This window comes from Streptococcus infantis, assembly GCF_047463315.1.
Lineage (GTDB): Bacteria > Bacillota > Bacilli > Lactobacillales > Streptococcaceae > Streptococcus > Streptococcus infantis_AB.
The window spans coordinates 82,338-100,145 of sequence record NZ_JASHEB010000006.1 but is presented as its reverse complement, the minus strand read 5'-3'; the positions used below and the strand labels follow the sequence as shown (position 1 = coordinate 100,145).

Annotated in this window: 24 protein-coding genes; 1 reads left to right on the top strand and 23 read right to left on the bottom strand. The window is 41.6% G+C overall.

Features of this window, described 5'->3' with window-relative positions; all coding sequences use genetic code 11:
- Nucleotides 1-12: 12 nt before the first annotated feature.
- The 21 genes from rpmC to mnmA form a co-directional block, all read right to left on the bottom strand.
- A complete protein-coding gene (gene rpmC / locus QM857_RS07625; RefSeq protein WP_000772918.1) occupies nt 13-219 on the bottom strand; it encodes a 50S ribosomal protein L29 in 207 nt (68 codons plus the stop codon).
- Between the two features lie 9 nt (nt 220-228).
- Entirely contained in the window at nt 229-642 is a 414-nt protein-coding gene (gene rplP / locus QM857_RS07620) for a 50S ribosomal protein L16 (RefSeq protein WP_000960948.1), read from the bottom strand.
- Between the two features lie 3 nt (nt 643-645).
- Entirely contained in the window at nt 646-1,299 is a 654-nt protein-coding gene (gene rpsC, locus QM857_RS07615; protein WP_000529936.1) for a 30S ribosomal protein S3, read from the bottom strand.
- A gap of 12 nt (nt 1,300-1,311) precedes the next feature.
- A complete protein-coding gene (rplV, locus tag QM857_RS07610; protein ID WP_000818137.1) occupies nt 1,312-1,656 on the bottom strand; it encodes a 50S ribosomal protein L22 in 345 nt (114 codons plus the stop codon).
- A gap of 11 nt (nt 1,657-1,667) precedes the next feature.
- Nucleotides 1,668-1,949: a 30S ribosomal protein S19 gene (gene rpsS, locus QM857_RS07605; RefSeq protein ID WP_000533766.1), complete on the bottom strand. Its 282-nt coding sequence runs from the start codon at nt 1,947-1,949 to the stop codon at nt 1,668-1,670.
- A gap of 102 nt (nt 1,950-2,051) precedes the next feature.
- Complete coding sequence (gene rplB, locus QM857_RS07600) at nt 2,052-2,885, bottom strand: 50S ribosomal protein L2 (RefSeq protein WP_000512905.1); 834 nt, start codon at nt 2,883-2,885, stop codon at nt 2,052-2,054.
- A 17-nt stretch (nt 2,886-2,902) separates the two neighbouring features.
- The gene (locus QM857_RS07595; RefSeq protein WP_001055347.1) at nt 2,903-3,199 is read right to left on the bottom strand and encodes a 50S ribosomal protein L23; all 297 of its coding nucleotides are present in this window, start codon (nt 3,197-3,199) and stop codon (nt 2,903-2,905) included.
- Nucleotides 3,199-3,822 carry a 50S ribosomal protein L4 gene (gene rplD, locus QM857_RS07590; RefSeq protein WP_000024549.1) on the bottom strand — a complete coding sequence of 208 codons (624 nt, stop codon included), beginning with the start codon at nt 3,820-3,822 and terminating at the stop codon, nt 3,199-3,201. The genes QM857_RS07595 and rplD overlap by 1 nt, the downstream gene beginning before the upstream one ends.
- Nucleotides 3,823-3,846: 24 nt before the next feature.
- Entirely contained in the window at nt 3,847-4,473 is a 627-nt protein-coding gene (gene rplC, locus QM857_RS07585) for a 50S ribosomal protein L3 (protein ID WP_004251088.1), read from the bottom strand.
- 82 nt (nt 4,474-4,555) lie between these two features.
- A complete protein-coding gene (gene rpsJ / locus QM857_RS07580; RefSeq protein WP_001284511.1) occupies nt 4,556-4,864 on the bottom strand; it encodes a 30S ribosomal protein S10 in 309 nt (102 codons plus the stop codon).
- 265 nt (nt 4,865-5,129) lie between these two features.
- The gene (locus QM857_RS07575) at nt 5,130-5,753 is read right to left on the bottom strand and encodes a uridine kinase family protein (RefSeq protein ID WP_414275573.1); all 624 of its coding nucleotides are present in this window, start codon (nt 5,751-5,753) and stop codon (nt 5,130-5,132) included.
- Entirely contained in the window at nt 5,750-6,346 is a 597-nt protein-coding gene (gene nrdG / locus QM857_RS07570; RefSeq protein ID WP_414275572.1) for an anaerobic ribonucleoside-triphosphate reductase activating protein, read from the bottom strand. The genes QM857_RS07575 and nrdG overlap by 4 nt, the downstream gene beginning before the upstream one ends.
- A gap of 5 nt (nt 6,347-6,351) precedes the next feature.
- Nucleotides 6,352-6,858 carry a GNAT family N-acetyltransferase gene (locus tag QM857_RS07565; protein WP_414275571.1) on the bottom strand — a complete coding sequence of 169 codons (507 nt, stop codon included), beginning with the start codon at nt 6,856-6,858 and terminating at the stop codon, nt 6,352-6,354.
- 9 nt (nt 6,859-6,867) lie between these two features.
- Nucleotides 6,868-7,368 (bottom strand): GNAT family N-acetyltransferase, encoded by a 501-nt coding sequence (locus QM857_RS07560; RefSeq protein WP_414275570.1) that lies wholly within the window; start codon nt 7,366-7,368, stop codon nt 6,868-6,870.
- A gap of 37 nt (nt 7,369-7,405) precedes the next feature.
- A complete protein-coding gene (locus QM857_RS07555) occupies nt 7,406-7,546 on the bottom strand; it encodes a hypothetical protein (RefSeq protein WP_000521611.1) in 141 nt (46 codons plus the stop codon).
- Nucleotides 7,547-7,557: 11 nt separating this feature from the next.
- The gene (gene nrdD, locus QM857_RS07550) at nt 7,558-9,765 is read right to left on the bottom strand and encodes an anaerobic ribonucleoside-triphosphate reductase (RefSeq protein ID WP_414275588.1); all 2,208 of its coding nucleotides are present in this window, start codon (nt 9,763-9,765) and stop codon (nt 7,558-7,560) included.
- Between the two features lie 125 nt (nt 9,766-9,890).
- Nucleotides 9,891-11,444, bottom strand: coding sequence for a damage-inducible protein CinA (locus QM857_RS07545; protein ID WP_414275569.1), 1,554 nt, complete (start codon nt 11,442-11,444; stop codon nt 9,891-9,893).
- Between the two features lie 44 nt (nt 11,445-11,488).
- On the bottom strand, nt 11,489-11,623 hold the full coding sequence (locus QM857_RS07540; protein WP_024054483.1) for a hypothetical protein: 135 nt from the start codon (nt 11,621-11,623) through the stop codon (nt 11,489-11,491).
- Between the two features lie 85 nt (nt 11,624-11,708).
- Complete coding sequence (gene mnmG / locus QM857_RS07535) at nt 11,709-13,625, bottom strand: tRNA uridine-5-carboxymethylaminomethyl(34) synthesis enzyme MnmG (RefSeq protein WP_414275568.1); 1,917 nt, start codon at nt 13,623-13,625, stop codon at nt 11,709-11,711.
- An 8-nt stretch (nt 13,626-13,633) separates the two neighbouring features.
- Nucleotides 13,634-14,089 carry an NUDIX hydrolase gene (locus QM857_RS07530; RefSeq protein WP_414275567.1) on the bottom strand — a complete coding sequence of 152 codons (456 nt, stop codon included), beginning with the start codon at nt 14,087-14,089 and terminating at the stop codon, nt 13,634-13,636.
- 139 nt (nt 14,090-14,228) lie between these two features.
- On the bottom strand, nt 14,229-15,350 hold the full coding sequence (gene mnmA, locus QM857_RS07525) for a tRNA 2-thiouridine(34) synthase MnmA (protein WP_414275566.1): 1,122 nt from the start codon (nt 15,348-15,350) through the stop codon (nt 14,229-14,231).
- Nucleotides 15,351-15,655: 305 nt separating this feature from the next.
- On the opposite strand from mnmA, the gene QM857_RS07520 reads away from it, so the two are divergent.
- A complete protein-coding gene (locus tag QM857_RS07520; protein WP_414275565.1) occupies nt 15,656-16,459 on the top strand; it encodes a hypothetical protein in 804 nt (267 codons plus the stop codon).
- A 177-nt stretch (nt 16,460-16,636) separates the two neighbouring features.
- On the opposite strand, the gene QM857_RS07515 is transcribed toward QM857_RS07520, so the two are convergent.
- Complete coding sequence (locus QM857_RS07515) at nt 16,637-16,834, bottom strand: hypothetical protein (RefSeq protein ID WP_414275587.1); 198 nt, start codon at nt 16,832-16,834, stop codon at nt 16,637-16,639.
- A gap of 277 nt (nt 16,835-17,111) precedes the next feature.
- Nucleotides 17,112-17,729, bottom strand: coding sequence for a LysM peptidoglycan-binding domain-containing protein (locus QM857_RS07510; RefSeq protein WP_414275564.1), 618 nt, complete (start codon nt 17,727-17,729; stop codon nt 17,112-17,114).
- Nucleotides 17,730-17,808: the final 79 nt, after the last annotated feature.

The window sequence follows — 17,808 nt, the reverse complement described above, 5'->3', positions numbered from 1 at the left end:
TTCCCTAGTCTATTATTTCGCTTCAGATTGAACTGTTTTGATACGAGCGATTTGTTTTTTAACTTCTTTCAAGCGAGCTGTTTGTTCTAATTGACCAGTAGCAGCTTGGAAACGAAGTTCGAACAATTCTTTTTTCAATTCGTTTTCGCGCTTCGCGAGTTCTTCTTGAGAAAGACCACGAAGTTCTTTAACAAATTCTTTTACTTCATTAAGTTTCATGCCTTCTCCTTATTCTGCTTCACGTTTTACGAATTTACATTTAACTGGCAATTTGTGGCTTGCAAGACGAAGCGCTTCGCGAGCGATCTCTTCAGATACACCAGCAACTTCAAACATTACTTTACCACGTTTAACTGGTGCTACCCAACCTTCAGGTGCCCCTTTACCAGATCCCATACGAACCCCGATAGCTTTAGCTGTGTATGATTTGTGTGGGAAGATTTTAATCCAAACTTTACCACCACGTTTCATGTAACGAGTCATGGCGATACGAGCAGCTTCGATTTGGCGGTTAGTGATCCAGTGGCTAGTTGTAGCTTGAAGACCGTATTCACCGAATGCCACTTCTTTTCCACCTTTAGCTTCACCGCGCATTTTACCACGGAATTCACGACGGTGTTTAACACGTTTAGGTACTAACATTGGTTATTTACCTCCTTTAGTGTTTTTACGAGCTGGAAGAACTTCACCACGGTAGATCCATACTTTAACACCAAGTTTACCGTATGTAGTATCTGCTTCTTCCCAAGCGTAATCGATATCTGCGCGAAGTGTGTGAAGTGGAACTGTACCTTCAGAGTATCCTTCTGCACGGGCGATATCTGCACCGTTCAAACGACCTGATACTTGAGTTTTAATTCCTTTAGCTCCAGCACGCATTGCACGTTGGATTGCTTGTTTTTGTGCACGACGGAAAGCAACACGTTGCTCCAATTGACGAGCAATTCCTTCACCAACAAGGTGAGCATCCAAATCAGGTTGTTTGATTTCGATGATGTTGATGTGTACTTGTTTTCCAGTCAATTTGTTAAGTTTTGCACGGAGTGCATCAACGTTAGCACCACCTTTACCGATAACCATACCTGGTTTAGCAGTGTGAAGTGAAACGTTAACTTTGTTTACTGCGCGTTCGATTTCAATAGTTGAAACTGCTGCGTCAGCTAGTTCTTTTTGAACGAATTTACGGATTGCAAGATCTTCATGAAGGTAATCCGCGTATTCTTTTTCAGCATACCATTTGGCATCCCAATCACGGATGATGCCGACACGCATACCAATTGGATGTACTTTTTGACCCACGATTTTACCTCCTTATTTTTCTGCAACAGCTACAGTGATGTGAGCTGTACGTTTGTTGATTGGTGAAGCTGAACCTTTCGCACGTGGACGGAAACGTTTCATAGTTGGTCCTTCGTTTGCGAATGCTTCAGATACTACCAAGTTAGCTTTATCCAAACCAAAGTTGTTTTCAGCGTTAGCTACAGCTGAGTTCAAAACTTTCAAGATGATTTCAGCAGCTTTGTTTGGAGTGAATGTCAAAATTGCGATTGCATCGGCTACGCTTTTACCACGGATGTTGTCAAGAACAAGACGTGATTTACGAGGTGAAACACGTACTGTGCGAGCCATTGCTTTAGCTGAAGTAATTTCTGCCATTTATGTTCTCCTTATTTTCTACGTGTCTTCTTGTCGTCTGCGGCGTGACCTTTGTAAGTACGAGTTGGTGCAAATTCACCAAGCTTGTGACCTACCATGTCTTCTTGGATGTAAACAGGTACGTGTTTACGTCCATCATAAACTGCGATAGTGTAACCAATGAAACTTGGGAAGATCGTTGAACGACGTGACCAAGTTTTGATAACTTTTTTCTTTTCGTCGTTAGCTTGAGCTTCAACTTTTTTCATCAAATGCTCATCGACGAAAGGTCCTTTTTTAAGACTGCGTCCCATTTTTATATTTTCTCCTTTAAATATAGTACCACAGCGGCTTGCGTTCTCAACGAGCGCTACCGAGCTGGCGGATTATCTAGCGCTTAAGCGACTAGTTTTAAATTATTTCTCGTTGCGACGACGAACGATAAGTTTGTCAGACTTCGCTTTCTTGTTACGAGTTTTAAGACCAAGAGCAGGTTTGCCCCATGGAGTTGATGGTGCTTTACGACCAACTGGTGCTTTACCTTCACCACCACCGTGTGGGTGATCGTTAGGGTTCATTACAGAACCACGAACTGTTGGGCGGATACCTTTCCAACGGCTACGTCCTGCTTTACCAAGGTTTACAAGTCCATGTTGTTCGTTTCCGACAACACCAACTGTAGCACGACAAGTTCCAAGAATCATACGAACTTCACCTGATTGAAGACGAACAAGAACGTATTTACCTTCTTGACCCAATACTTGAGCAGAAGCTCCAGCAGCACGTACCAATTCTCCACCACGACCTGGTTTCAATTCGATGTTGTGGATCAAAGTACCAACTGGGATGTTAGCAAGTGGAAGAGCGTTTCCGACTTTGATATCTGCTTCTGGACCTGAAACGATACGTTGACCTACTTCAAGACCTTTTGGAGCGATGATGTATGCTTTCACACCGTCAGTGTAGTGTACAAGAGCGATGTTTGCAGAACGGTTTGGATCGTACTCGATAGTTTTAACAACTGCTTCAACGTTGTCTTTGTTACGTTTAAAGTCAACCAAACGGTAGAAACGTTTGTGTCCACCACCTTGGTGACGAACAGTGATACGACCATTGTTGTTACGACCTGCCTTGTTCTTCAAAGCAACAAGCAATGATTTTTCTGGTGTACTTGTTGTGATTTCAGCGAAATCCAAAGAAGTCATATTACGGCGACCGTTTGTTGTTGGTTTATAAACACGAATTCCCACGATATTTCCTCCTTAGATTATTCAGCTTCAGCTGCAAACAACTCGATTGCTTTTGAATCAGCTGTAAGAGTGATGATAGCTTTTTTAGTTTTGTTAGTAAAACCAGTGTAACGTCCAACACGTTTAGCTTTAGGTTTCACGTTGATTGTGTTAACATTTGCAACTTTAACACCTTCGAAAGCAGCTTCAACAGCTTGCTTGATTAAAAGTTTGTGTGCACGAGTGTCAACTTCAAATACATATTTCCCTGCTTCAAGTTGAGCCATTGAGCTTTCAGTGATAACAGGTTTTTTGATAACATCATACAAATTCATTATGCAAGAACCTCCTCGATTTTAGAGATAGCTGCTTGAGTAACAAGAAGTTTGTCACTATTTGCGATGTCAAGAACACTTGCAGTGGTAGCAGTCGCAACTTTCACGTTTGGAAGGTTACGAGCTGAGAGAGCTGCGAATTCGTTTCCTTCTTCAAGAATAACAAGGACTTTAGAATCGATGCTCAAAGCTGCAAGAACTTTTGCAAATTCAGCAGTTTTTGGAGCTGTAAATTCAAGAGAATCAACGGCTACAAATTTGTTTTCAGCAACTTTTTCTGAGTAAACAGATTTAAGCGCAAGGCGACGAACTTTTTGAGGAAGTTTGTACGCATAGCTACGTGGAGTTGGTCCGAAGACAATTCCACCACCACGCCATTGTGGAGAGCGGATAGAACCTTGACGAGCACGTCCAGTTCCTTTTTGACGCCATGGTTTGCGTCCGCCACCTGAAACAGCTGAGCGGTTTTTAACTGCATGAGTTCCTTGACGAAGGCTAGCACGTTGGCTGATGATCACATCAAACACAACAGATTGGTTTGGTTCGATACCAAAGATTGCATCGTTAAGAACAACTTCGCCCGCTTGTTTACCAGTTTGGTCGAATAATGTTACATTTGCCATTTTGACTGTATTCCCCTTTCCTTATTATTTACCAGCTTTAACTGCTGACTTGATAGTGATAAGAGATTTCTTAGCACCTGGTACGTTACCTTTGATAAGGATAACGTTCTTTTCTGGAACAACTTGTACAACTTCAAGGTTTTGAATTGTTACACGGTCGCCACCCATACGTCCTGCAAGGTTTTTACCTTTGAATACGCGGTTAGGTGCAACAGGTCCCATAGAACCTGGACGACGGTGGTAACGAGAACCGTGAGCCATAGGTCCACGTGATTGTCCGTGGCGTTTGATAACACCTTGGAAACCTTTACCTTTAGATGTACCAGTTACATCAACAATGTCTCCAGCTGCGAAAGTTTCAACTGTGATTTCAGCACCAACTTCCAAGCCTTCAACGTTTTTGAATTCACGAATGAAGCGCTTAGGAGCCGTGTTAGCTTTTGCCACATGTCCTTTAGCAGGTTTGTTGCTCAATACTTCGCGTTTGTCATCGAAACCAACTTGGATAGCGTTGTAACCATCTGTTTCAACAGTTTTAACTTGAAGAACAACGTTTGGAGTTGCTTCGATAACTGTTACAGGGATCAATTCGCCAGCTTCAGTGAAGATTTGAGTCATTCCCACTTTTTTCCCTAAGATTCCTTTTGTCATGAGAAAATAGTTCCTTTTCTATATTTTTTATTCAAAAAGTTTTTAACGAGCGTTTTTTATGCTCAAAGTTTCAAACTTCAGATTAAAGTTTGATTTCTACGTTTACACCACTTGGAAGATCCAATTTCATCAAAGCGTCAACTGTTTTTTGAGTTGGGTTGATGATATCGATCAAACGTTTGTGTGTACGCATTTCGAATTGTTCGCGAGAGTCTTTATATTTGTGAGTCGCACGAATAATTGTGTAGAGGCTACGTTCAGTTGGAAGCGGGATTGGACCTGCAACTTCTGCACCTGTACGAGTAGCTGATTCTACGATTTTAGCAGCCGCTGTGTCAAGCGTACGGTGTTCGTAAGCTTTCAAACGGATACGGATTTTTTTGTTTGCCATCTTTTTCTCCTTTTCGTCTATTTAAGATAATAGGCTAGCTCCACAAGAAAACCGACGCGCGTTGCGTGGCAATGCAACCGAGCGTGTCGCAACCTCTTGCATCAAAGCTAAGGCTGTAATTTACAGCACCATAATAGAATAACACAAAGCCCCTGCGATTGCAAGGGATTTGACAGGATTTTTTTAATTTTTCGAATGAAACTGTTTTCTTATCGCTCCTTATCTCAAAAACGCATAAATGAAGAGCGAATTTTTATTTTTTCTTCTATATAATGTTCGTTTTGATCTGAAATTTATCATTTGATTGATTTATCAAGATATCCGCTTTTGAATCAGTTTCTTTATAGTATCGCAGATACTGTTCTCGTCTCATTTGCTGACTAGCCAATATAAAGGATGCAACGCTATTTCTCACAGTCGTATCTCGAGCTAGACGCCTCTTTAATTCGGTCTCTTCATTCGTGTAGAAACAGACAGTTTTGTCAAAGAGTTCCTTGGGTAGAAAACCCACAGACATCCCTTCGACTATCAGAATTGGTTTTGATCCAGACAAGATTTCACTAGCTTTCCAAGGTTCATCTATGGTTAAGACATCCATACCCGCCTGTAGGGCGAGAATATCTCTCTGCAAACTTGCCAGTTCATGCGCCACTGGCAAACAAGCTGTCACCTTTTGATCAGGTGCTTGCTTTGGTACTACCAGGTGACGGTCTGAGGTGATATAGGGATCTGTTTCTAGCAAATTTACTGTAGTAGAATCTAGGGCTTGATATAATTCCTGAGCGAAGGTTGATTTCCCTGAAGCCCCATGACCGTAGATCCCTAGCGTCCTAATTCTACCCGTTTCAATCTCTGAAACCAGTTGTTCTATCAGGTCTTTTTTCTTCATTCTCTCTTCACCTGTTCATAGCTTTCTTTTCCGTCATTAAGCTTGTCCCAAATCACCACTTGCCCACTTTTGAGGGATTTTTGCACATCGATAATTCGTTGATTGGATGAGCCGCGGAACTGAAGCATGAGATTACGCTTGCTTTTATCATACCGTCCATCGACCAGGATATCAATCAGCGACAAGAGTTCCAGTTTATCAGGTGTCTCCAACATCATCTCTTCCCATGTGTATCCCGTCCAAGACCAGATATCTTTTTCTGGCAATTCTTTCCGTATACGTTTCACGATAGGCAAGAGAATTCCTGTATTTAGGAAGGGTTCTCCTCCTAATAAAGTCAAGCCTTGAACATAAGGCTGAGCAAGGTCTGCCATGATTTGTTCTTCTAACTCTGGGGTATAAGGTATGCCTGCATTAAAGGACCAGGTCGCTACGTTGTAACAGCCCTCACAGTGAAACATACATCCTGCTACGTAAAGGGAGTTGCGCACTCCTTCTCCATCCACAAAGTTAAAAGCCTTATAGTCAATGATACGCCCCTGACTGAGTTCTTCACTTTTCCACTCGCCTGGTTTTGGTGTATTCCATGTCATGCTGTCTACTCCAAGTCTACCCAATAGCGCTGACTTCTATCGATTGTATTTTCGTAAACACCGCCAGCGAAGAGAATCGTGCGGCGGCTGGCTTCGTTGTCCTCATCGCAGGTAATCAGCACTCGTTCCAATCCTTGCTTTCGAGCCTCTGCTAGTCCTAATCTCAACTGCTCCTTCCCATATCCTTTGCCTCGTTGACTGGGACGGATAGAATAGCCAATATGACCGCCTTCCACAAATAATTTGTCATTCAAGGACAAGCGCAGGGCTAAAAATCCCAAAGGCAAGCCAGTCTCACCAAAGGATAAAAATTTGATTGCAGGAACCCAGCCTACTGGCAGGTTGGCAGCATCCTCTTGCTGCTCTACAATCTTTAAACAATCCTCATAATCCTTTGCTCGCTTCCAAGCGGAGCCCATGCCACCGTGCATATAGGATTTTGCTGCATCGAACTCCGCAATCATCTCTAATATCGCTTCTTTATCTTCCAAAGTTGGTCGTCTTAGCTCCATGCTTCCTCCTTAATCGACATCAATCCAATAGCGCTCCGTTCCATTGCGATTATCCTCATAGACACCACCATTAGCTAAGATAACAGCTCGGCTGGCAGGATTTTCTGTGCTACAAGTTACCAGTGCACGTTTGATATTCTTTTTCTTGGCAATTTGTAGACCTTGTCGGAGGGACTCTTTGGCGTAGCCTTTGCCTCTTTCAGACGGTCGGATGGAATAGCCAATATGGCCCCCTTTTTCTAGTAAGTAGTCATTTAATCGGAGACGAAGGTTGAGAAAGCCAAGAGCCTGGCCTGCTACGTCAAAACTAACCAGCTGGATAGCAGGAACCCAGTTTTCAGGAATATTGAGTCCCGCTTCCGATTGAAGATTTTCTTCTAGCCACTCTTCATAAACAAAATTGTTGGCGTTCCAAAACCCACCATCGTGGGCTGATTGAGTCTGTTCAAACTCTGCCATCATCTCTAAAACTGTTTCTTTATCTGCCAATGTTGGTCTGCGTAGTATCATTTTTACCTCCAATTAAGAGAAAAGCGAGAGGCAACTCTCACTTTTTCTTATTTTTGTTTAAAAACTGTTCTCTAAGGCTAGCTACTCTGTCTTTTTTATTGACTCCACCCTTTGAATGTTTTTCGTGGAATCGTTGAACCAAGGCCTTGCCTTTATCATCTAATTGATATTTCCCCATGCTATCTCTTTCTAATTTCTTACTTCATGTCCTGCTGTTTTGATAGTAGAACCGTTCATGTGTTTGACACGCGCAGCAATTTCCTTGTGGCGTCCATTAACCATCGGACGCGCTTGTGGGTTCCCAAGATAGCCACAGGTCCGTTTAACCACATCTACTGTTTTAGGATCATTATTCCCACAGTTAGGACAAGCAAATCCTCTCTCAGTCGGTTCAAAATCTCCTTCAAAATCACACTTGTAGCAACGGTCAATCGGAGTATTGGTTCCGAGATAACCTACACGGTCATAAGCATAGTCCCACACAGCTTCCAAAGCTTTTGGATTTTGTTGGAGAACTGGGTACTCGCAGTAGTGGATAAAGCCACCCGATGCACCTGCTTCTGGGTAGACTTTCTCAAAGTCTAACTTTTCAAACGGTGTTGGATTTTTGCGGACATCATAATGGAAGGAATTTGTGTAGTATTCTTTATCTGTAATATCTGGAATAGAGCCGAATTTCTCCGTATCCAAGCGACAGAAGCGGTCTGTCAAACTTTCAGACGGTGTTGAATAGATAGAGAAATGGTAACCATATTGGTCAGACCATTCTTCTACTCGACGTTTCATATCGCGAATAATATCAAGGGTGAACTCTTTTGCTTCTGGATTATTTTCCCAATTATTACCAAAGAAGACTGTCGCTACCTCGTACAAGCCAATATAGCCCAGAGAAATAGTTGCACGACGATTCTTAAAGAGTTGATCAACACTTTCTTCTTTTCCAAGACGACGTCCGAAGGCTCCATATTGATAAAGAATTGGTGCATTAGCTGGAGTGGCTTCCTTGGTTCTTTCCACACGGTAAACCAAGGCATCTTCCGCGATATTCATACGCTCATTGAAGATTTCCCAGAACTTATTCATGTCGCCTTCGGATTCAAGAGCAATCCGAGGAAGATTGACCGTTACCACACCTAGGTTCATACGACCCGAATTAACTTCAACTCCATTTTCATCCTTCCATCCTTGAAGGAATGAACGGCATCCCATCGGAACCTTGAAAGAACCAGTCAACTCGACAATCTTATCATAAGACAAGACATCCGGGTACATGCGCTTAGTTGCACACTCAAGAGCCAACTGCTTGATGTCGTAGTTAGGTGAGCCTTCCTCTAAGTTAAGACCTCTTTTAAGAGTAAAGATGAGTTTAGGGAAGATGGCTGTACGGTGTTCGGAACCAAGCCCCTTGATACGAATGTTCAGGATTGCCTTTTGAATTTCACGTTCAAAACGACTGGTTCCTAGACCGAAACCAAGAGAGGTAAATGGCGTTTGCCCATTTGATGTAAAGAGGGTATTAATCTCGTACTCTAGAGATTGCATGGCATCGTAGATGTCTTTTTGGGTTTTCTTCCAGGCATATTCTTGGCGCTTGTCAGGCAGAACCCATTCCTCCGCATCCTTGAGGTGCTTTTGGTAATTTTTCTCTGCATAAGGAGCCAAAACTTCATCAATACGGTCTGCTGAACAGCCTCCATACTGACTTGATGCGACGTTTGCGATGATTTGTGAAATTTGCGCTGTCGCAGTTTGGATAGACTTGGGACTCTCTACCTCAGCATTTCCAATCTTAAAACCATTTTCCAACATACCCTTGAAATCAATCAAACAGCAGTTAGTCATAGGGGTATAGGGACTGTAGTCCAAATCATGATAGTGGATATCCCCTTTTTGATGGGCATTAGCCACATGTTTAGGAAGCATTTGAAGTCCGATGGATTTCCCAACAATCCCTGCCGTCAAATCACGCTGAGTGTTAAAGACATCACTGTCTTTATTGGCATTTTCATTGACAACTGCCTGATCTTTGTTAAGAAGTTTATGAATACTAAAGTTGATATCTGTCGCTTTTGAGCGCTCAAAATCCCTTTGTGTTCGATAGGTAATATACTCCTCGGCCAAGGCATATTCTTTAGCTTCCAACAACTCGTGCTCTACGATGTTTTGAATTTCATAGATTTTTACACCTTGTGGGAAACGGCTATGAATCTCTTCGACGATACGTTCAACTAGGGTACTAAGTCGTTTTTCAACCAAAGGGGTTACATCCATAACCTTTTCAGCAGCCTTATGAAGCGCTTTGTCAATCTTGTCTACATCAAAAATTACACGTCTGCCGTCACGTTTTTCGACGAATAAAGTCGGATCAGGGACAGCCTTCTCTTCCAATACAATCATATCCATACCCTTTTCTTAAATATAATATTGATTCTAAAAAGTATTATATCACTAAAAAAATAAAAATCAATATCTTGTGTCAAAAAATAAAATTTTTTTAAAATTACACAAGATATTGATAGTTTTTATTTTAATTTGTAGAGTTTAAAATCTTTGAATTCACTTTGAACCGCTTGATAATTTTCAGCTAAAAGTTGCTCAACTTCTGTCCATAGACTTGTTTTTGTATTCACTACAATCATCTTTGGTTGATTATCTCGTAGATCATTTACAAGCTTCGTACGATTTGCATCAAGTCCTGTATGCAATCTAGGCGAAAGCAACTGACTAGCAGACAAGCGTTCGCTAGCTTTATAGCTACTTGTCAGATTATCCCAAACATAGATACGATCTGTAGCTTGAGTTTCCCCTTTGACCTTAGCTTCAATGCTTGTGCGCTCTTGATATTGTTCCGCATGAAGTAAATATCGTGATACTAGAGGGGCTGAAAATAGATAAACGAGAGCCAAAATTGGTAGATAGGCATTTCCTTTTACAAAAGCTCCCCATACCGAAGTTTCTTCTCTAGATCTTCTACGACGATTCGCTCCTTCTGGCTTCTCTGTAGGAATTCGTGTCAGCAAAAGAAGCGACAAGAAAGGAAGTAACTCAACCATACGACTACCATTGATAAGATCTGTAGAGAAAATTTCTAAAACTAATACCAAAACAACAGCTATTGCAGCAGTGATTGATAAGACTGATTGCTTCAATGGTTTATATTTGAAGAGACCTGTCAATGCAAACGTCAATGCTCCAAGAGCAATTGCTAACAATCCATAAAAGAGGATATTGTCGAGTAATCCCGAGTTAGACGTAAAGTTTAAACTATCTAATGGATAAAGGATTTGACTAATCGCATTTCCAAAGCTACCTTTATAAGCTGTATAATATCCGATTGGATAAAAGAGAATTGAAAAACCAAGGCCCGCTGCAAAAAATTGGTAGACACCATGAGCCAAATTTTTGCGACCAACATTAAAAGCTGTTACAGCAAAAAACAAGACAAAGGCGTACAAAGTTGTAACCAAAGGTGCAAAGAAAAATGCTAGAGCTAAGCTAGCTCCGATACGGATAAATCCTTTGTCAAGGCTTGGTTCTGCCAAATAAGCTGTTACTAAACTCAAGGAATAGAACAAGAATGGGAGTGCAAGAATAGTTGCATAGCCCCCACCAAAACTAAGAGCACTAGCCAGGATATAAAAGACTGTCAATACTTGTTGCGATTGCTTATTTTGTTCCGTCAGATTGTAAGCCGAACGGAAAAGAAAGAATCCGGCACCTACTAAAGCCAACCAATTAAAGACGGCAAATAAAATACTGCCCTTGGTTAAATACTGTAAAAAGTAATAGAGGAGACCACTAGTTCCAAAATAATCTGCGTAGATATCTCCACTCTGATGCATAGCCCATCCAATATAAAAATCCTGAGACTGCTCCGGACTTATTAACCCTAAGAAGAAGGGTAAAATTACGGACACAAGCACCACTATAGTACTCAAAAAGAGGATATTCAAAAATGGTAAGCGGGCAGGCTGACGAGTTTCAACCTCGAGTTGCTCCTCATTTTCTACTGGAGCATCCTGACTTCCCATCCAAGTTGGAGTTGGTTCGTCTTCTAATCTGCCATATACGTTCATTCGCTCTCTCCTATATTTTAATTTGTTCTAGTATATCAAAAAGTCTAGTTCTTGTCAGCCTTTGGCGGACGTTCGCTCAACTTTTCAGACAAGGTAACAAAGCGTTCAATCTCATAAAAACGATGATATGAAACTCTTTTATAGCGGTCTAAAAAATTTTTTTCTTCTACTGTAAGCATAGTCATTTCTCCTTTTCTCTTAATTCGAAAAATGAAGAAAAATTTAAAAAACTGAATTCTCAAAAGAGAATTCAGCTTTTTATTTTTAGTCAGCTTTCTTTTCTAAGTTTTTAGAAATGCTTCGATTTTTACCTTCTAAATACACCATAAGAATTGAAATATCTGCTGGGTTTACACCTGAAATACGGCTAGCTTGGCCGATGGTTTCTGGATTGATGAGCTTGAACTTCTGGCGAGCTTCAGTCGCGATAGAGTCAATATCATCCCAGTCAATATTCGCTGGAATCCGTTTTTCTTCCATGCGTTTCATCTTGGCAACCTGATCCATGGCTTTTGAGATATAGCCTTCGTACTTGATTTCTGTTTCAATCAATTCGATAATTTTGTCATCTAACTCTTCAGCAGCAGGTCCGATGAAGGCCACCACATCTTGGTAAGACACTTCTGGGCGACGAAGGAATTCCTTGGCTGTCACCGCATCTGTCAATGGCTTGAAGCCCATCTCCTCAACCTTAGCATTTGTTTCCTTGACTGGCTTGAGTTTGATGCTGTCTAAACGCTTCATTTCATTTTCAAATTGATTTTTCTTGATTTCAAAACGAGCCCAACGTTCATCGTCAACAAGCCCAATCTCGCGCCCCATCTCAGTCAAACGCATATCGGCATTGTCATGACGGAGGATGAGTCGGTATTCTGCACGACTGGTCAAGAGACGGTAAGGTTCAATGGTCCCCTTAGTTACCAAGTCATCAATCATCACTCCGATATAACCGTCGCTTCGTTTTAGAATTAACTCAGGCTTACCTTGGATTTTCAGAGCCGCATTGATACCCGCGATAATCCCTTGACCAGCAGCTTCTTCGTAACCTGACGTTCCATTTGTCTGGCCAGCAGTGAAAAGTCCTGAGATTTTCTTGGTTTCAAGCGTTGCACGCAACTGATGAGGCAAGACCATGTCGTACTCGATAGCATAACCAGTTCGCATCATCTCTGCATTTTCCAAACCTTTGATGGAATGAACCAAATCACGTTGGACATCCTCAGGAAGACTGGTTGAGAGACCTTGCACATAAACTTCTTCTGTGTTTCGTCCTTCTGGTTCAAGGAAAAGCTGGTGACGTTCCTTGTCTGCAAAACGCACAATCTTGTCCTCAATCGACGGACAGTAACGAGGTCCCACTCCCTTAACCACACCTGTAAACATAGGCGCACGATGGAGGTTGTTTTGGATAATCTCATGACTGGTACCATTGGTGTAGGTTAACCAGCATGGAACTTGGTCTTTAACATAATCTTCATCGCGTGAAGTGTAAGAGAAGTGATTTGGTGTTTCATCTCCTGGCTGAATCTCTGTCACATCATAGTTGATAGAGGAAGCCTTGACACGTGGAGGCGTTCCTGTCTTGAAACGACCGATTTCAAGTCCAAGTTCCTTGAGATTGTCAGCAAGGTTTATAGAAGCTAGGCTGTGGTTTGGCCCTGATGAGTACTTGAGATCTCCGATGATGATTTCCCCACGGAGGGCTGTCCCTGTGGTCACGATAACAGCCTTGGCAGCATATTCCTGATGGGTAGCTGTACGAACACCGACAACCTTGCCTTCTTCCACCAAAATCTCATCAATCATAGTTTGACGAAGGGTTAGATTTTCTTGATTTTCAACCGTCTTGCGCATTTCCTTAGAGTAAAGTTCCTTATCAGCCTGCGCACGAAGGGCACGGACAGCTGGTCCCTTCCCAGTGTTGAGCATCTTCATCTGGATGTAAGTCTTGTCAATGGTCTTAGCCATTTCGCCACCAAGGGCATCTACCTCACGCACGACAATCCCCTTGGCAGAACCACCAATAGACGGATTACATGGCATGAAAGCCAACATTTCAATGTTGATAGTCGCAAGCAAGGCCTTGCAGCCCATACGGCTCGCAGCTAGGGAAGCTTCGACCCCCGCATGTCCCGCACCGATTACAATAATATCGTATTCTTCCGTAAAATTATAAGTCATTTTCTCTCCTATTCTTCAAGGTGAATGTGTCTTAGTTGCCCGTCCCAATCTGGTAGGGCTGTTTTTAAAAAGGTTGGAACCAGCTGGATATTCTGGAGTTTATCCAAATCAATCCACTCACAGGGCTGCCTTTTATCATCTTCCTGCATGGTCAATGGGGCATCCTCTAGCAGGTTCACCAGATAATGAAACTCAATGTTGTGATAGGAAACACCGTCCTGTTCAAAACGATTTTCAACCACGAAAGCTAGTTGTCCAGCTTGAGCTTTGACACCCAGTTCTTCCCTCACTTCGCGGACTAGGGCATCTTCCGTACTTTCATTTACTTGGATCGCACCGCCAATAGTGTAATACTGGTCCTTATCTTTGGTGACTAGAAGCTGGCGATTATTGATAATTAAGGCTGTCGCCCGAACACCAAAGACCGTATTTCCCACTTTTGTCCGAAAATCTTGTTGAATCATGTTACCCTTTCCCTTAAACGACACAAAAACAGTCAAAACTCGTAAGAAGTGCAGGACAAAAAGACCTGCAACATCCATGAGCTTTGACCATCATTTCTATTGCTGTTATTATTGTAGCAAATTGAGAACATTTGTCAATCTAAATGTACTGACAAACCTTGCCATCACGGTAGGCATTGTCAATCAAACCACCACCGAGACACTCTTCACCGTCGTAAAAGACAACTGCCTGTCCTGGTGTAATGGCGCGCTGTGGCTCCGCAAAGATGACCTCTGCCTTATCCCCTTTGACATGTACAGTCACCTTAGAGTCAGGCTGACGGTAGCGGAATTTAGCCGTGCATTCTAGCGTAAATTCCTCTGGCATATCACGAGTAAAGTGGACTTGACTAGCCTCTAAGCTTGTTGACATGAGCGAATCATGATAGAAGCCTTGGCCGACATAGAGGATATTCTTGCTCAGGTCTTTTCCGACAACGAACCAAGGAGCATTGTCCCCACCGTGTTGCCCACCGATACCGAGGCCGCCACGCTGACCAATTGTATAGTACATCAGACCAGCATGCTCGCCCATATCGCGACCATCCACAGTCATCATTCGACCAGGCTGAGCTGGTAAGTAGTTGCTGAGAAATTCTTTAAAGTTCTTTTCTCCGATAAAGCAAATTCCTGTCGAGTCTTTCTTCTTAGCAGTCGCAAGACCTGCTTCTTCCGCTATTTTTCGTACTTCAGGTTTTTCCAAATGTCCCAGTGGGAACATAGTCTTTTGGAGTTGTTCTTGCGAAAGTTGGCTGAGAAAATAGGTCTGATCCTTGCCATTGTCCACGCCACGAAGCATGTGAACAATGCCATCCTCATCACGCGCCACACGGGCATAGTGCCCAGTTGCCACATAGTCTGCTCCCAAGGTCATGGCATAGTCCAGAAAGGCCTTGAACTTGATTTCCTTGTTACACATAACGTCTGGATTTGGCGTGCGTCCTGCTCTGTATTCCGCTAGGAAATACTCGAAAACGCGGTCCCAGTACTCTTTTTCAAAATTGACAGAGTAGTAAGGAATGCCAATCTGGTCTGCCACCGCAGCCACATCCTTGTAATCTTCGGTCGCCGTACAGACGCCGTTTTCATCTGTGTCGTCCCAGTTCTTCATGAAGATACCGATCACATCGTAGCCCTGCTCCTTGAGAAGAAGAGCCGTCACCGACGAATCGACACCACCACTCATCCCCACGACAACACGTGTTTTAGAGTTATCACTCATGGTAGTTCTCCCATCTATTCGTTTATTCACGATTGAAGGTCGTGTTTGCTATCACGATTGAAGGTCGTTTGAGCAGTTTTCATTATAACATGCTTAGATAGAGAAGACAAGGAAGATGCTGACAAACTATCAACCTCTTCTGTCAACACATGAAAATCAGGATACAAAAGAAATCAATTCATCCCTAAATCTCTATTCTCTTTAAAAACTTATTTTTAAAATCAACTAAAAATGATATACTTTAATAAGGAGGAGTGCGCACATGATTCCATATATACACCATCATCCATGTGCGTAGGACTAATGTGAACAACTACAAAGATATTCTAAAATCAAAAAATACTATTTTTATTATTACACTTATTGCAGGTATTGGACTTTTGACAGGCTTAGTCCTCCATCAAGAAAAAATCCAAGCAGAGAGAGGGAATGTTGCTCTCATCAAACAACAAAAAAATCAACAAGATGTCGAACAAGTAAAAAACGCCATTAAAGACTTCAATATTGATTCTGAAACCATTATAGAAGATTGGAAAAAAATTCAAGAATTAAAACCAACTACTGATGAAGGAAAAAAGACATTAGCAGACTTTCTCGCTTCTACTGCCGATAAAGTCACAAATCATTATAGTGAAAAAGCTTTGAAATTAGATATAAAGGATTCTGATAGCCAGTTTCAAGATAAACAAACACTTGAGACAGCCATCACTTCCTTGCAAAAAATAATAGACATCATTAAAAACATTAATTCTGCCAGCGACCAAGTTGTTCTTGAAGAAAAGATAAAACCAATTCAAGAACTAATCTCTAAATTCCAAAAACAAGTTGAAGTCTTGACCAAAAAAGAAGAAGAAAAAACTACCCAAACAGAAACGACTACTAGAGATGCCGTAATAGAAGCCAGCCGTTCAGAAGATAGTAGCTATATTCAAAGCTATCCAGAAACAAATGGAAGCATATCTAATTCCCAAGCACCTGCAGCTGAGCAGTCTTCATCTGGTAGTACTAGTAGTGGAGGAGATAATAGCGCTAATACAGGAGGTCAAACTGCTGATTCTTCAGGTTCTCAATCAGAGTCTAATAACGATACAACCAGTTCGTCTAACTAATAATCTAGATGGCGAAATCCCATAAACTTGTAAGCCCTCAACACCAATGTTTATAATGATCTCTCATCAAATGTAAACACACAAAAAGAGCCGTTTAAGGCTCTTTTTTAGGGCTCTATGATATTTGTAGTAGGTAAATTCCCTATAGATATTATGGAGCCAATTATTGATAAAACTTTAGTCATCTTCGTCTCTATAAAAATATTTTCTATACACCCTTGATAATATCAAAATTAATGCCCATATCGTACTAAGAGCTATAATAATAGAATTTATTGGATTTATTTCAGTATGTCCAATCACTAGTCCAATAATTGGACTAGTAGACATGCTTAGATATAATAAAAATGACAAAATATGATGTTGCTGCTGAATCTCTCAACTCTTTATCTTTACAATGGTGATAAGTTACTTTGCAAACTGCTTTGCTACACTCTCTTGGAGGAAGCAAAAATAAGCAGACAGTACGACACACTTGCGTTTTCCTATATTCGTATAGGCATTTGTACTAATGATGCTCAGTTGATACAAAATGGACTCTCCTTAGCTAAGCTAGTAAAAGATGAGCACTTACTAACAGATCTAGAGCGAGAAGTTGATATTTTTGTAAACAAAAAAAGAAAGTCATTGAGACTTCCTTTTTTATATCTTCTTAATACCAACCGTTGTTAAGCCAGAAGTTCTTAGCAGCTGTCCATGAACCGTAACGTCCTGCAACATAAGCGTCTGCTACACGTTCTTGGTTTTCAGCTGAGTAGTCACCGTTCAAGTAAGAATCTGTCAACTGGTAACGTCCGATGTAACGTCCGTTTGTAGCTGTGTAGCTACCGCCTGATTCTTTTTGAGCGATCCATTCTTTCGCTTCTGCTTCAGATCCGCTTACAGTTGCAGCTGGGGCTGAATAGCTTTCTGTTGCTGCAGGTGTTGGAGCTTCGTAAGTAGCTTCATATGTAGTTTCTTCTACAGTAGTTTCAGCAACTGCAGGAGTTTCTTCAACTTCTGCTACAGGAGCTTCTGTTGTAGTTGAAGTAGCTGGAGCTTCACCATCGATTACCAATACTTGGTCAACATAGATAAGGTGAATATTTTTAATGTTATTCAATTTAGCCAATTTTTCAACTGTTGTGTTGTGAGTTTCAGCAATTTCTGAGAGGGTATCTCCAGCTTTAACTGTGTAAGTTTTTGTTTCTTGTGCAAAAGTTAGTGATGGTGCAAGGAAAGCAAGTACAACTGCAAATCCTGCAAGTTTAGTCTTAATGTTTAATTTCATTTAAAAAAGTTCTCCTTTTTTCTTATACTACCATGATACCTTTCTAATATTACTATTTGTTAACGAATTTGTGTAGAAA

Coding starts and splice junctions, on each gene's coding strand:
- rpmC (WP_000772918.1), bottom strand. CDS start 219: ATGAAACTTAATGAAGTAAAAGAATTTGTTAAAGAACTTCGTGGTCTT.
- rplP (WP_000960948.1), bottom strand. CDS start 642: ATGTTAGTACCTAAACGTGTTAAACACCGTCGTGAATTCCGTGGTAAA.
- rplV (WP_000818137.1), bottom strand. CDS start 1,656: ATGGCAGAAATTACTTCAGCTAAAGCAATGGCTCGCACAGTACGTGTT.
- rpsS (WP_000533766.1), bottom strand. CDS start 1,949: ATGGGACGCAGTCTTAAAAAAGGACCTTTCGTCGATGAGCATTTGATG.
- QM857_RS07595 (WP_001055347.1), bottom strand. CDS start 3,199: ATGAATTTGTATGATGTTATCAAAAAACCTGTTATCACTGAAAGCTCA.
- rplD (WP_000024549.1), bottom strand. CDS start 3,822: ATGGCAAATGTAACATTATTCGACCAAACTGGTAAACAAGCGGGCGAA.
- rplC (WP_004251088.1), bottom strand. CDS start 4,473: ATGACAAAAGGAATCTTAGGGAAAAAAGTGGGAATGACTCAAATCTTC.
- rpsJ (WP_001284511.1), bottom strand. CDS start 4,864: ATGGCAAACAAAAAAATCCGTATCCGTTTGAAAGCTTACGAACACCGT.
- QM857_RS07575 (WP_414275573.1), bottom strand. CDS start 5,753: ATGAAGAAAAAAGACCTGATAGAACAACTGGTTTCAGAGATTGAAACG.
- nrdG (WP_414275572.1), bottom strand. CDS start 6,346: ATGACATGGAATACACCAAAACCAGGCGAGTGGAAAAGTGAAGAACTC.
- QM857_RS07565 (WP_414275571.1), bottom strand. CDS start 6,858: ATGGAGCTAAGACGACCAACTTTGGAAGATAAAGAAGCGATATTAGAG.
- QM857_RS07560 (WP_414275570.1), bottom strand. CDS start 7,368: ATGATACTACGCAGACCAACATTGGCAGATAAAGAAACAGTTTTAGAG.
- QM857_RS07555 (WP_000521611.1), bottom strand. CDS start 7,546: ATGGGGAAATATCAATTAGATGATAAAGGCAAGGCCTTGGTTCAACGA.
- nrdD (WP_414275588.1), bottom strand. CDS start 9,765: ATGATTGTATTGGAAGAGAAGGCTGTCCCTGATCCGACTTTATTCGTC.
- QM857_RS07545 (WP_414275569.1), bottom strand. CDS start 11,444: ATGAACGTATATGGCAGATTAGAAGACGAACCAACTCCAACTTGGATG.
- QM857_RS07540 (WP_024054483.1), bottom strand. CDS start 11,623: ATGCTTACAGTAGAAGAAAAAAATTTTTTAGACCGCTATAAAAGAGTT.
- mnmG (WP_414275568.1), bottom strand. CDS start 13,625: ATGACTTATAATTTTACGGAAGAATACGATATTATTGTAATCGGTGCG.
- QM857_RS07530 (WP_414275567.1), bottom strand. CDS start 14,089: ATGATTCAACAAGATTTTCGGACAAAAGTGGGAAATACGGTCTTTGGT.
- mnmA (WP_414275566.1), bottom strand. CDS start 15,350: ATGAGTGATAACTCTAAAACACGTGTTGTCGTGGGGATGAGTGGTGGT.
- QM857_RS07510 (WP_414275564.1), bottom strand. CDS start 17,729: ATGAAATTAAACATTAAGACTAAACTTGCAGGATTTGCAGTTGTACTT.